14 protein-coding genes, 1 rRNA gene and 2 riboswitches are annotated in these 13,311 nt (G+C 43.2%); of the genes, 9 read left to right on the top strand and 6 right to left on the bottom strand.

Annotation, left to right across the window (positions count from 1 at the left end):
- Positions 1–120: 120 nt before the first annotated feature.
- Complete coding sequence (lytG, locus tag LWH95_RS17125) at positions 121–969, top strand: exo-glucosaminidase LytG (protein ID WP_003242246.1); 849 nt, start codon at positions 121–123, stop codon at positions 967–969.
- A gap of 108 nt (positions 970–1,077) precedes the next feature.
- Positions 1,078–1,341, top strand: coding sequence for a YiaA/YiaB family inner membrane protein (locus LWH95_RS17120; RefSeq protein ID WP_003242249.1), 264 nt, complete (start codon positions 1,078–1,080; stop codon positions 1,339–1,341).
- Between the two features lie 36 nt (positions 1,342–1,377).
- Here LWH95_RS17120 and ktrB read toward each other — a convergent pair whose 3' ends face one another.
- From ktrB to gbsR, 4 genes are all read right to left on the bottom strand, one after another.
- The gene (ktrB, locus tag LWH95_RS17115; RefSeq protein ID WP_232920049.1) at positions 1,378–2,715 is read right to left on the bottom strand and encodes a Ktr system potassium transporter KtrB; all 1,338 of its coding nucleotides are present in this window, start codon (positions 2,713–2,715) and stop codon (positions 1,378–1,380) included.
- A 6-nt stretch (positions 2,716–2,721) separates the two neighbouring features.
- A complete protein-coding gene (ktrA, locus tag LWH95_RS17110; protein WP_003242252.1) occupies positions 2,722–3,390 on the bottom strand; it encodes a potassium uptake protein KtrA in 669 nt (222 codons plus the stop codon).
- A gap of 72 nt (positions 3,391–3,462) precedes the next feature.
- Positions 3,463–3,611: riboswitch (cyclic di-AMP (ydaO/yuaA leader) on the bottom strand.
- 145 nt (positions 3,612–3,756) lie between these two features.
- A complete protein-coding gene (gene bslA, locus LWH95_RS17105; RefSeq protein ID WP_003242255.1) occupies positions 3,757–4,302 on the bottom strand; it encodes a biofilm surface layer hydrophobin BslA in 546 nt (181 codons plus the stop codon).
- Between the two features lie 206 nt (positions 4,303–4,508).
- Complete coding sequence (gbsR, locus tag LWH95_RS17100; RefSeq protein ID WP_003242257.1) at positions 4,509–5,051, bottom strand: transcriptional regulator GbsR; 543 nt, start codon at positions 5,049–5,051, stop codon at positions 4,509–4,511.
- A 198-nt stretch (positions 5,052–5,249) separates the two neighbouring features.
- Here gbsR and betB point away from each other — a divergent pair, with 198 nt between their 5' ends.
- The 3 genes from betB to LWH95_RS17085 all read left to right on the top strand — a co-directional run bounded on the left by betB (position 5,250) and on the right by LWH95_RS17085 (position 8,614).
- Positions 5,250–6,722 carry a betaine-aldehyde dehydrogenase gene (gene betB / locus LWH95_RS17095; RefSeq protein WP_232920048.1) on the top strand — a complete coding sequence of 491 codons (1,473 nt, stop codon included), beginning with the start codon at positions 5,250–5,252 and terminating at the stop codon, positions 6,720–6,722.
- Between the two features lie 16 nt (positions 6,723–6,738).
- Positions 6,739–7,947, top strand: a complete 1,209-nt coding sequence (gene gbsB / locus LWH95_RS17090; protein ID WP_032732389.1) for a choline dehydrogenase — start codon at positions 6,739–6,741, stop codon at positions 7,945–7,947.
- Positions 7,948–8,035: 88 nt separating this feature from the next.
- On the top strand, positions 8,036–8,614 hold the full coding sequence (locus tag LWH95_RS17085) for an MOSC domain-containing protein (RefSeq protein WP_148982745.1): 579 nt from the start codon (positions 8,036–8,038) through the stop codon (positions 8,612–8,614).
- Between the two features lie 5 nt (positions 8,615–8,619).
- Here LWH95_RS17085 and LWH95_RS17080 read toward each other — a convergent pair whose 3' ends face one another.
- Positions 8,620–9,108, bottom strand: coding sequence for a DinB family protein (locus LWH95_RS17080; RefSeq protein WP_032732387.1), 489 nt, complete (start codon positions 9,106–9,108; stop codon positions 8,620–8,622).
- Between the two features lie 167 nt (positions 9,109–9,275).
- On the opposite strand from LWH95_RS17080, the gene LWH95_RS17075 reads away from it, so the two are divergent.
- The 3 genes from LWH95_RS17075 to LWH95_RS17065 are packed head-to-tail and all read left to right on the top strand — an operon-like array spanning position 9,276 to position 11,894.
- A complete protein-coding gene (locus LWH95_RS17075) occupies positions 9,276–9,800 on the top strand; it encodes an NfeD family protein (protein WP_232920069.1) in 525 nt (174 codons plus the stop codon).
- 18 nt (positions 9,801–9,818) lie between these two features.
- On the top strand, positions 9,819–11,348 hold the full coding sequence (gene floT / locus LWH95_RS17070; RefSeq protein ID WP_003242269.1) for a flotillin lipid rafts scaffold protein FloT: 1,530 nt from the start codon (positions 9,819–9,821) through the stop codon (positions 11,346–11,348).
- Between the two features lie 24 nt (positions 11,349–11,372).
- A complete protein-coding gene (locus LWH95_RS17065; protein ID WP_133486266.1) occupies positions 11,373–11,894 on the top strand; it encodes a GNAT family N-acetyltransferase in 522 nt (173 codons plus the stop codon).
- 40 nt (positions 11,895–11,934) lie between these two features.
- Here LWH95_RS17065 and thiT read toward each other — a convergent pair whose 3' ends face one another.
- Complete coding sequence (gene thiT / locus LWH95_RS17060; protein ID WP_003242272.1) at positions 11,935–12,513, bottom strand: energy-coupled thiamine transporter ThiT; 579 nt, start codon at positions 12,511–12,513, stop codon at positions 11,935–11,937.
- 100 nt (positions 12,514–12,613) lie between these two features.
- A riboswitch (TPP riboswitch) is annotated at positions 12,614–12,715 on the bottom strand.
- A 470-nt stretch (positions 12,716–13,185) separates the two neighbouring features.
- On the opposite strand from thiT, the gene LWH95_RS17055 reads away from it, so the two are divergent.
- Positions 13,186–13,311: ribosomal RNA gene (locus LWH95_RS17055) — 16S ribosomal RNA — on the top strand; the annotation flags it as partial.

The following is a 13,311-nucleotide window of genomic DNA, read 5'->3' as shown; positions in this document are numbered from 1 at the left end:
TTGTTTGCAATCCTTTCACAACTTTATCCCTAAAGAATTGAAAAATATTAGAAGTGCAAGTAAAATTCTAAAAGTAGATTCTTTTACATTCGTAATCTTTTAACTTGAAGGAAGGTTTTCATGGCCCGTAAAAAACTGAAAAAACGTAGACTCTTCATTTCACTATTTTTCATTGTATCGATTCCGCTAGCCCTGTTTGTATTAGCGACAACTTTATCAAAACCGATTGAAACATCCAAAGAACCTGAAGAAATTGATGAACAGCAAGTATTTATTGACAGCCTGTCCGGACATGCACAAATTTTGTATGAGAAATATCATGTCCTCCCCAGCATCACGATCGCTCAGGCCATTCTCGAATCTGACTGGGGGAACAGCGAGCTTGCTGCTCAGGCCAACAACCTTTTTGGCGTAAAAGGAAATTATAAAGGCCATCACGTCACGATGGAAACGGACGAATTTGAAAAAGGGAAAAGAAAAACCATTCGCGCGAAGTTTCGAAAATACAGCACGTTTTTTGAATCTATGAATGACCACGCCCAATTGTTTGTCCGCGGCACATCGTGGAATAAAAAGAAGTATAAACCGGTGCTTGAGGCTGAGGATTATAAGGAAGCGGCAACTGCCTTGCAAACAGCAGGATATGCTACAGACCCTGACTACGCTGACAAAATCAGCGCTATTGTAGAAAAATACGATTTAGATGAGTACGATGAGGTAAATCCATCCCTGAAATCAGTGGATTTATACGGTTCTATCAAAGACAGTGCCGTTCAAGACGTATGGTCCAAGCCTTCTACTGATGATCGGTCCATTAAACTGACATCTGCCCAATCTTACGTCGGCAAGGACATAAAGGTTGTATCTAAAAAGCAGAAAGGCCAGTCCGTATGGTACCAATTTCAAATCAATGATAAACTCATCGGCTGGATTGATGATTCAGCTGTTGAAATAAAGGAAGCAACCTGAGACCTTTTTACTGGTATTTTTAATTCTTTGTTCCATTCCGGGGAATTTGAGGTATAATATTCCACGGAAGTTATCACTTATTGACTATGCTTTCAGGAGGGAACAAAGGTGCAGAAATATAGACGGAGAAACACGGTTGCTTTTACAGTATTAGCTTATTTCACTTTTTTTGCGGGAGTATTTTTGTTTAGTGTCGGACTCTATAATGCTGATAACCTGGAACTCAATGAAAAAGGCTACTACATTGCTGTTATGATACTTGTAGCGGTCGGTGCGATTCTTACACAAAAAGTGACCCGTGATAACGCAGAAGATAACGAAATCATTGCGGAGCAGGAAAAAAGACAAAATCAATCTCATATCGAATCATAAAAAAATCCGGCGCCTAAATCGCCGGATTTTTTGTTATCATCCCGTAAATACCTCGCCGTCAGGGTAACGAATATTTGATTTCTCTGTTCTCGCGAATGAAAAGACGAACGTCAAAGGACCAATTCTTCCGATGAACATGATGACAATAATAATACATTTTCCTGCTGCTGTGAGTTCAGGAGTCAATCCCATTGATAGACCGACAGTTCCGAATGCGGAAAAGGTTTCAAATACAATTTGAATAAAGGGCGCTTGTTCTGTGATCGTCAGGGCGAAAATTCCTAAAAACACGATGAATAGACTGGTGACGCTCACAGCTAAAGCCTTAATGATAATCGGATATTTGATGGAACGGCGGAAAATAACCGTTTCTTTTTTACCTCGCAAATAAGCGATAACAGACGTTAAAATCACGATGAACGTAGTCAGCTTAATGCCGCTCGCCGTTGAGGCGCTTCCTGCTCCGATAAACATCAATAATAAAGTAAATACAATTGTTCCTTCTCTCATGCTTCCGAAATCGAGGGAATTGAAGCCTGCGGTTCTCGGCGTCACTGCCTGAAAATAGGAAGCCCACAGTTTATCCCCTATATGCAGGTGGCCAAGCGTGCCAGGGTTGCTGTACTCTAAAATAAAGATCACAAGCATAGCAATCGCATTCAGAATCAGCGTTCCTGTCAGCATGAGCTTCGTATGTAAAGAAAAGGCTTTAAAGCGCCGATGTTTCATAACGTCAAACAGAACTGTAAATCCGATCCCTCCTGTAATAAATAAGAAAGTAATCACAAGGTTCACTGTAGGATCGCCAACGTAGCTCATCAAATTATCCGGCCACAACGAAAACCCGGCATTGTTAAAAGCAGATATCGAGTGAAACAGACTGGCAAACAAGCCGGATGCCAAGCCATACTGAGGCACAAGCCGGATGGATAAAATGAGTGCTGCTATCAATTCAATACTAATCGAAAACAGAAACAGGACTTTGACAAGGCCTATGACGCCGCCGATTGTCGGCTGGTTTAAGGCTTCCTGGACAAGCATTCGTTCTTTTAATCCGATTTTTTTTCCTAATATCATGACGATCAAAACGGCAAATGTCATAAATCCAAGCCCGCCGATCTGAATCAGCCCCATGATGACCGTTTGCCCGAAAAGTGTAAATTGAGTGCCGGTGTCGACAACTGCAAGCCCAGTAACGGTTGTAGCGGAAGCCGCAGTAAAAAGGGCGTCTATCCATGACAATGGCTTCGTTGTAGAAATCGGAAGCATTAACAGCCCAGAACCGATGATAATGATAAGGAAAAAACCGATTGCAAGCACTTGAGGCGGTGTAAACCGAACCCATTTGATCACTTTATCCTTTTGAATTGTCACCTTTGTCTACATCCCTTCGTTTTCAAAACGTTTAATATCCTTTTTGTGCCCCATGATTACCAGGCAATCCTGTTCGTGAATGATGTCTTCAGGTGCGGGAGAAAGACGAATATCTCCATGATGTTTAATAGCCAGGATCGTGCAGCCGTACTTCGCTCTTACATTCAGATCAATAATCGATTTTGAATCAAGCTTGCGTGTTGCCAGCAGCTCGACAATACTGTAATCATCAGATAAATCAATGTAATTCAAAACGTTTTCATCAGAAAGGCTTTGTGCGATTTTGACGCCCATATCCTTTTCAGGATGAATAATGCGGTCAGCGCCGATTTTTTCAAGCACCTTATGATGATAATAGTTTTGCGCCTTTACCCAAATGTTCGGGATGTCAAACTCCTTTAATAATAAGGTAGTCAGCGTACTCGCTTGAATATTCGCTCCGATGGCAACAATCACATATTCAAAATTACGTATTCCCAATGAAAGCAATTCGTTCTCTTCGGTGGCGTTGGCAATCACTGCATGAGTTGCGTAAGAAGCGTATGCATTTACCTTTTCTTCGTTGATATCAATCGCAAGGACCTCGTGGCCCATTCTATGCAGCTCTTTGCAAATGCTGCCGCCAAAACGGCCCAGCCCGATCACGGCAAATTGCTTATTTTTAATTCTTCCCAATGTTCATATCTCCCTTAGTAAATTAACGTTTTTGAAGTAAAAAAGGCCATTGCAAAGAATGGCCGAAAATAGACCTCCTCTCTGTATACGCCTACGAGGTTAGCTGTCGGATTAGGGATTCAGAGTACCCCCTCTTACTTAGTAAGATTCACCCCAAGGCTGTTAATAAAACAGCCAATCGTTGGTTCCCCCGTTCGTGTTTGATTAAGCGGTAAAAGAGTTTGTATGAAATTGAACACTCAAGAATTTACTCCTGTTTCTAGTGTTTGTCAATTTAAATTTTAAACAAGAAAAAAGATAACTGGAAATAGAGAAAAAAGGGGAGGTGAAAACGCAAAAAAGACCGGCGTGAACCGGTCTTTTAGATTAGTTGCAGCCGCATGGCTGAGTCGGAGGAGTGCTGCGCTTAGCCACGTCAATGCTGGCTTCTGCGTAAAATTTATTTCCGATGCTCAACGATTTATTCTCCGCACGGAAAGTATATGTACCAGCGGCAGGAAGTGTTTTGTTATTCAGTTTTAATTTAAATTCGCCAGCTCCTAACAAATCAAGTGCCAGAGGAATTCTTACTGTTTTCCCGTTGTTGAGGATCTGTGTTGTACGCAAAGCATTTCCGTTCATCGTGTCTTTCGTATTTGCAGTAAATCCGCTTGGCAATGTAAATTCCATAACGCCAAGGCTGAGAAGCGTGTTTGGACGATACGTCAATTCGATATCAGAGAAAGACCATTCAGTTTTGCTGGCCCCTGTGATTGTTGCAAACAATGAAGCTGATGACTGTGTTCTCATAGTAGACTCGGTATGAGCGGAAGTTGATTTAGATTCAGCCGCGAAAGAAGCTGTAGGTGCAGAAACGAGTAAGCCGAGACTTAATGCACTGATTGCCAAAGAAGATAATAATTTGCGTTTCATAATAAAATTCCCCCTAAAAAGTTATAAAATATACAGGCCTGCCCGCTTTTCACCTCCTCTGAATGGCCAAATACAAATTTTACCTACATAAAATTACCATCAAATATTTTGGAAGTAAATGGGGTGTTTTTCCCGTATTTTTCAAATTTGTAGTAATTACATATAAACGAACAAAAAAACGCCCGGTTTCCCAGGCGTTTTCTGTTTTACTTTGTTTCGATCGGTATAAACTTAAAAATTTCCCCGCTCTGCACCGATTCAGCAAGACGTTTCAGCCAGTCATAGTAGGCTTTAGAGCTTTCCAGCTGCTCGTATAACTGGAGCGCTTCATTTTTTATGTCCTCACTGAGACCTTCCTTGCTTAAAACCTCTTGTAAATCAGCCTGAGCTTCCTCAATCGCTGCTACATTCACTTGAACTTCCCGCTCCCATTTTGGCGGAAAGAAATTAGTGAAAAATTTAAAGAAATCTTTTTCAGCCACAAATGTATGCTTACGGATGCCCCGGTGAAATGTTTTTTTCACTACATTTAAGTCCTGAAGCTTTTTGACACCTGTGCTCATGCTTGGCTTGCTCATTTGCAATTCCTCACGCATTTCGTCAAGCGTCATCTCATCCCTCATATACATCGTCCCATATAAGATCCCGACACTGCGGGTAATTCCGTAAAGATCCATCGTTTCAGCAATGGAGTCGATAACAAGATCCCGTGCCTGTTCTATAGTTGCAAACTCTGGATTTTCATCCATACTGACCCTCTTTTCCTTTAGAAAATTAAATTCGTTAAGTTATTTCTTTATGTTCTTTATCTTAACGAAACATAAAGAAAAGTCAAAATGAAAAATCAAGATGGGGCTTTGACAGTTTAAAAACCATGTGTTAGATTAAGGTTGTTAAAAACGTTAAATTTTTATTTAACAAACTTTATTTACGTCAAGGAGGCTTATATGAGTCAAACATTATACATTGACGGAGAATGGATCAGTGCCGAAAAAGAGCAGATCCGAAGCATTATCAATCCATTTAATCAAGAAGAAATTGCAACCGTAAGCGAGGGAGGGCGAGAGGACGCCATCAAGGCAATCGCAGCCGCGCGAAGAGCATTTGACAAAGGAGAATGGCCATCTCTATCTGGGCTTGAACGCGGGAATATTGTTCTGAAAATTGCGGAATTAATCAGACGCGATCTTGATGAACTGGCTGAGCTTGAATCTCTTGATACGGGAAAAACACTCGAAGAAAGTAAGGCCGATATGGACGATATCGCCAATGTTTTTCAATACTACGCCGGATTGGCGGACAAAGATGGCGGAGAGATCATTTCATCTCCGATCCCTGATTCGGAAAGCAAAATCATCAGAGAGCCAATCGGGGTATGCGGCCAGATCACTCCGTGGAATTATCCGCTCCTGCAAGCGAGCTGGAAAATCGCGCCTGCACTGGCTGCAGGAAATACGATCGTCATGAAGCCGAGTGAGATCACGCCGCTGACGACAATCAAAGTCTTTAAGCTAATGGAAGAAGCCGGTGTTCCAAAAGGGGTCGCGAATCTTGTCCTTGGACCGGGAGCCACAGTGGGCGACGAGCTTGCCGCTAACAAAGACGTCGATTTGATTTCGTTTACGGGTGGAATCGAAACAGGCAAAAAAATCATGCAGGCGGCAAGCGGAAATGTCAAAAAAATCGCGCTTGAATTGGGCGGGAAAAATCCAAATATCGTTTTCAAGGACGTGGATTTAGAGGTTGCGGTTGATCAGGCATTAAACGCTGTATTTTTCCACGCCGGCCAAGTATGCTCTGCCGGTTCCCGCTTGCTTGTTGAAGATGCCATTCACGATCAGTTTTTAGCAGAGCTTGTCAAACGGGCAAAGCGCATAAAACTCGGCAACGGTTTTCACGCAGAGACAGAAAGCGGCCCGCTTATTTCTGCAGAGCACAGGGCAAAGGTAGAAAAATATGTAGAGATCGGAATACAAGAAGGCGCAAAGCTGGAGACAGGCGGCAAGCGCCCGGAAGATCCTGCGCTGCAAAACGGGTTTTTCTATGAACCTACTATTTTCTCTAACTGCAAGTCTGGCATGAGAATCGTTCAGGAAGAGGTTTTCGGTCCTGTATTGACGGTCGAAACCTTCAGCTCGGAAGAAGAGGTAATCACGCTTGCAAATGATACCATCTATGGCTTGGCCGGAGCGGTATGGTCAAAAGATATTGAAAAGTGTGAACGCGTAGCAGCCCGCTTGAGAATGGGAACCGTTTGGATTAACGATTTCCATCCGTATTTTGCGCAGGCGCCATGGGGCGGCTATAAGCAATCCGGGTTCGGACGCGAGCTTGGAAAAATGGGCCTTGAAGAATACACAGAAGTCAAACATGTGTATCGCAATACAAAACCAGCAGCGGTTAATTGGTTCAATTCATAAGAGGGGGAGATTAATGATGACATTAAATATGAAAGTAGAAAGCATGCAAAAATTCCACACATTTGAAATTCCGACTGTGATTAAGCACGGAATCGGAGCCGTCAAGCATACGGGTGAAGAAGTAGCTGCGCTGGGTGTTTCAAAAGCACTTCTTGTCACAGACCCTGGGATTTATAAAGCCGGCGTCGCTGATCCTGTTATCGAATCACTTAAAGAAGCAGGCATTGAAGTGGTGCTCTTTAATAAAGTAGAGCCAAACCCGCCTGTCCGTCTGGTGAATGAAGGATCTGAGCTATACAAAAAAGAGAACTGTAATGGTTTAGTGGCAGTTGGAGGCGGAAGCTCCATGGATACAGCGAAAGCAATCGGAGTAGAAGCAACTCACGAAGGAAGCGTGCTTGATTATGAAGCGGCAGATGGAAAAAAACCGCTGGAAAACCGCATTCCTCCGCTGACGACAATTCCGACAACGGCCGGAACAGGATCGGAAGTAACCCAGTGGGCGGTTATCACAGATGAAGAAAGAGAATTCAAATTCAACACGGGCGGTCCGCTGATCGCAGCGCACCTGACCATCATTGATCCTGAGCTTCATATTTCAATGCCTCCGCATGTAACAGCCATGACGGGAATTGATGCGCTTGCTCATGCCATTGAGTGCTATACTATGAAATTTGCGCAGCCAATTACGGATGCAGTTGCCTTGATGGCGATTGAATATGCCGCTCATTACATTAGAAGAGCATTTGCTGACGGAGAGGATCTGGAAGCAAGATACGGAATGGCGCAGGCTGCGATGCTTGCAGGTCTTTCTTACGGCAGTGAATCAGCGGGCGCGGCTCATGCGATGAGCCAAACGCTTGGTGGTATTATCCCAGTCGCTCACGGTCAATGTGTGGCTGCGATGATGGGCCCTGTCATGGAGTACAACTGGAAGGGCTATCCTGAGAAGTTTGCACGTATTGCGAAAGCGTTTGGTATTGATACAAGCAATATGACAACAGAAGAAGCTGCGAAAGCATCTGTCAATTGGATGTATGACCTTGTTGAAGATTTAGAAGTACCGACTTTAGAAGAGCAGGGAGTATCACCTGATATGATCGAACGCTTGTCAAAAGAAGCAATGAAAGATCCGCAAACCTTCGGAAATCCTAGAGATTTAAATGAAAAAGCATACAATTGGATCTACAAGCGCTGCTTTAACCTTACACCTAAAACAGTATAATCGATGTCCCGCTCATTTACAGAGCGGGATTTTTTTTGGATAATGAAGCATAGATGGAAATTTTAGAGAAGAAGGAAGGTACCGGCTGATGTGGAAGCGTATGACTGCAAGAACGGAAGGCTTATATATCGCAGATACAGAAAGTTTCGTAACAAAGCAAATGGACAAGCTTGATTTTGATTATGGCGGCATCCCCGGCGACTTGCATTTTGGCCTGACCAAAAAAGCGGGAGCCAGAGAACCGATGTTTTCAAAAGGGACAGAAATTTTCAACCGCAGACAAATTTCTATTGTATCAATAGAGGAATGTGATCAAATTGCTTTACAAATGGGAGTGCCGAGCATTTTGCCGGAATGGCTTGGGGCGAATGTGGCAGTCAGCGGCATACATGATTTCACATCATTAAAAGAAGGAAGCCGGCTCATTTTCCCAAGCGGAGCCGCTTTGCTGTGTGAGGGAGAAAATGATCCGTGTATCCAGCCGGGCGAAGTCATTCAATCTTATTATCCGGATAAGCCGAAGCTGGCGCCTGCTTTCGTCCGACACGCACTGGGCATAAGAGGGATTGTCTGCATTGTTGAGAGACCCGGTGCTGTTTATGCAGGTGATGAAATAGAAGTTCATTCCTATCAGCGGAAAGTCAAACGAAAAGCAGAAAGGGTCTGATCAAATCAGACCCTTTCTACCTTTTCTTTAATTTCTTTAATCTGGCTGAGGTGCCGTTTTTCATGGTGGCCGATAAAATCGATCCACTGTCTGACAGTCAGCTCTTGAAACACAGGATGCGGAAGCACTCTCTTAAGATCTTCTTCTTTCAGAGAGGCAATTGCAGCTGTCAGCTGCTCTCTCACTACATCAAGCTCGCGTTTCATTTGACTGCCTGAAATAAAATCATGCTCAGGCTCAAGGTGACTCGGAGCTTTCCGTTTATTGTTTCTGTCCTGTGCAGTCTCAAGCGGTTTTTCTTCAACTTCTTTAACAGGAGCTTCCTTTACACGTTCCTTCAGCATTTTTTGTGCGGCCATATCGATTTTTTTCAAATGGTCAAGAACTTCACGTATGCTCCATTCTTCAGCAGAAGGCTTTTGATTCAGCTTTTCGTCAGAAAGTCCTTTCACTTCGTTCCACGTTTCTAATCTGGCTTCATTAAAGATACTCATCATATCTCCTCCTAAAATGACATTACCATATATATAAGCAATTATCATTTATAAAGCACTTAACAGGGAGTATTTATCTAAAAATTTTGAAACCTCTTCCATTGTGTCTCGTATAAATGGTAACGGCAGCCGTTCATCAATGCATTGATGAGGAAAGGATGAGGCATTTGGAGTTATTGGGCGTTCCTATACAAACAATTTATCTTTATACGCTTATTATTGCGGGCAGTCTTACGCTGTTATTTCTATTTTTCGGGGATGTATTTGCAGGGATGTCAGAAGGCATTCCGCTTCTTAATCCGACATTGGTGCTCGCATTTTTCACATGTTTTTCAGCAGGCGGATATATAGGCGAGCTTATATTGCCCCTGTCCAGCCTGTTGCTCGCGTTTTTATCTTGCATCCTTTCGATCATTCTGGTGACATTGCTTCACATCTTTGTACTCGTACCATTATCATCCGCTGAAGAATCTTTGGCTTATAAAGAAGCTGATCTAAAAGGAAGAGTCGGTAAAGTGATTACAGCTGTTCCTGTTGACGGGTTTGGTGAAGTGGTCATTGAAGGGATAGGCGGCACCATCTCGAAGTCAGCGGTCAGCTTTGAGAATCAGCAGATCAGTTACGGAACAACGGTTTTAGTTGTAGATGTCAACAACGGAGTTCTTTCGGTTACTCCGCATGAACCTATATAAAACAAGGAGGAATGTGATATGACAATGCCGATTATAATTGTCATCGGAGTTGTATTCTTTTTATTAATTGCACTAATAGCCGTGTTTATCACAAAGTATCGTACGGCAGGGCCTGATGAAGCGTTAATCGTAACGGGGAGCTATCTCGGCAATAAAAACGTTCATGTCGATGAAGGCGGCAACCGTATTAAAATCGTCCGCGGCGGAGGAACCTTTGTTCTTCCCGTCTTCCAGCAGGCAGAGCCGCTAAGCCTATTATCAAGCAAACTGGATGTTTCGACACCTGAAGTCTATACAGAACAAGGAGTGCCTGTAATGGCCGATGGAACTGCGATTATTAAAATCGGCGGTTCTATAGGAGAAATCGCTACAGCGGCCGAACAATTTTTAGGAAAATCAAAAGAAGATCGTGAGCAGGAAGCGCGAGAGGTTTTAGAAGGCCATCTTCGTTCCATTCTCGGCTCAATGACAGTTGAAGAAATCTATAAAAACAGGGAGAAATTTTCTCAAGAGGTGCAGCGTGTCGCTTCACAGGACCTCGCGAAAATGGGGCTTGTGATTGTCTCCTTTACCATTAAAGATGTACGTGATAAAAACGGTTATCTTGAATCATTAGGGAAACCGAGAATTGCCCAGGTAAAGCGTGATGCTGATATCGCAACAGCAGAGGCTGATAAAGAAACCCGGATTAAGCGGGCAGAAGCGGACAAAGATGCAAAAAAATCAGAACTTGAACGGGCGACAGAAATCGCTGAAGCTGAAAAAATCAATCAGCTCAAAATGGCTGAATACCGCAGAGAACAAGATACGGCAAAAGCGAATGCCGACCAGGCATATGATTTAGAGACTGCCAGGGCGCGCCAGCAAGTCACAGAGCAGGAAATGCAGGTTAAAATTATCGAACGCCAAAAACAAATAGAACTGGAAGAAAAAGAAATTCTTCGCCGTGAACGCCAATACGACTCAGAGGTAAAGAAAAAAGCCGATGCAGACCGTTATTCAGTCGAGCAGTCCGCAGCAGCCGAGAAAGCCAAACAGCTCGCGGAAGCCGATGCCAAGAAGTACAGTATAGAAGCAATGGCGAAGGCTGAGGCGGAAAAAGTCAGAATTGACGGACTGGCAAAAGCAGAAGCTGAAAAAGCGAAAGGGGAAACAGAAGCTGAGGTTATCCGCCTAAAAGGTCTGGCAGAAGCGGAAGCAAAAGAGAAAATTGCGGCTGCCTTCGAGCAGTACGGGCAGGCTGCGATCTTCGACATGATCGTAAAAATGCTTCCGGAATACGCGAAACAAGCTGCTGCACCTCTTTCAAATATTGATAAAATCACCGTTGTTGATACAGGTGGAAGCGGTGAATCAAGCGGCGCCAACAAAGTAACCAGCTATGCGACAAACTTAATGTCAAGCCTGCAAGAAAGCTTGAAAGCATCGTCGGGAATTGACGTAAAAGAAATGATTGAGAACTTTTCAGGAAAAGGAAACGTAAAACAAAGCATTAACGAATTAACAAATGAAATAAAAGAAGCAAAAACGGTCCAAAAACCAGAATAATGACTGCGGAAAGGATAGCAGCAGATGGTAATCTTACGAGAAGCAAAGGTAGAAGATATAAAGGACATTGCAAAGGTGCATGTGGACAGCTGGAGGACAACATATCGCGGAATTGTCCCGGCTGATTACTTAAACAGTCTGAATTATAAGGAATTTGAAGACAAATGGAAAAGCCGCTCGTTAAAGGGTGTATTTGTCGCTCAGGATGAAAAAGGTTCGATATTCGGCTTTGCTTCATTTGGACCTATCCGCTCTGAACAAAAAGGCTATGACGGCGAGCTATACGCTATTTACCTTTTAGAAGAACATCAGCGGCAAGGGGCAGGGAGAGCGCTCTTAGCAAAAGGAGCAGAGTTTTTGCTTCATCATGGCTTTTCGAGCATGTTTGTTTGGGTGATGGAGAAGAACCCCTCAATTACATTTTATCAGTCCTATTCCCCTGAAAGAGAAGCGGAGGACAGCTTTGAAATTGCAGGAGAAAGGCTGAAAGAAATAGGGTTTGGCTGGCCGGATCTTCCTGCTTTGAAAACAGTCCTTAACAGATAGCAAAAAACAACCCCCAGCGGATTGCGCTGGGGGTTTCTCGTTAAGCTCTGTCAGTTTTGAGCAAACGCGGTGCTGTCATAAATAATAAACAAAGGACAATTGCACAGATGATGAATGAAGGAACCATATAGGTAGCATTATAAGTTAAAGAATAAATCCATACAGGCGTTCCTTTTGGAGCGAAGCTGCCGAAAAACACAGCCCCTGAAATGACATGTGCGGCATAGCGCAGGAAACTGCCGATAAAAACTGCGCTGACTACTGAAACAAGCAGTTTCCCTTTTGTTTTTGATACAGAGGCTTTACGGACAGAAGAAGCGAAAAATCCGCTTAATCCGATAGCTGCAAACGCGATAAGGTAATCTAGCAATAGCTGAACAGGATGTTGTGCGAATAAGTTTCCGATCGCTATTTGAACAAGGCCTGTCAGCAGACCGGTAGTAAGGCCTGCTTTGACACCCCACCGAAACGAAATCAAAAAGATCGGAATCATCATGATGGAGACCGAGCCTCCTTGAGGCATACGGAGAAACATTCCTGAGACGATGTCTAAAATAACAGCCGCCGCAGTCATAATTGCAATTTCAATAAGGCGAACCAGTTGCTTAGATTGATTCATAAAAATCCCCTTCCATCAATAGACAAACCAAAAGGACAACAAAAAAGCAGTACGCGGAAGGATGAGAAAAGTTCCACGCACTGCTTTACAATCTGCAATTCATTTGACTTTGCCACATCCCTACGCCAGCGTTAACTAACAGGTTCAAAGGGTCAGAACGTAACCGCTCACTCTCAGCTTTAATGCTCCCCTTGTGGTCATCAGTATTTAGTTCGTTTCTACTATACAAGAAAAAGAAAAAAACAACAAGATTGCATTACTGAATAGATGTTCTTTTAAAATAGTTATATGATAAATACGCGACAGATACCATGACGAAGATTATAGTTTATTTGTTTTATAGATTTTTTTAAAAAAACTATTGCTATAAATGAATACAGGTGTTATATTATTAAACGTCGCTGATGAACAGCAGACAAAACAAGAAGCTTCAAAACAATTTGAAAAAAAGTTGTTGACAAAAAAGAAGCCAAATGTTATATTAGTAAAGCTGCTTCATTGAGAAGTAAGTAACAGAATGATCTTTGAAAACTAAACAAGACAAAACGTACCTGTTAATTCATTTTTAAATAAATCGCACAGCGATGTGCGTAGTCAGTCAAACTAAGGCCTGCACGATGCAGGTCACACAGGTGTCGCCGCAGAACGCGGTGAACTTAACCTGTGATCCATTTATCGGAGAGTTTGATCCTGGCTCAGGACGAACGCTGGCGGCGTGCCTAATACATGCAAGTCGAGCGGACAGATGGGAGCTTGCTCCCTGATGTTAGCGGCGGACGGGTGAGTAACACGTGGGTA

This window comes from Bacillus sp. G16, from assembly GCF_021282335.1.
Lineage (GTDB): Bacteria > Bacillota > Bacilli > Bacillales > Bacillaceae > Bacillus > Bacillus inaquosorum.
This window is presented reverse-complemented; position numbering and strand designations above follow the sequence as displayed.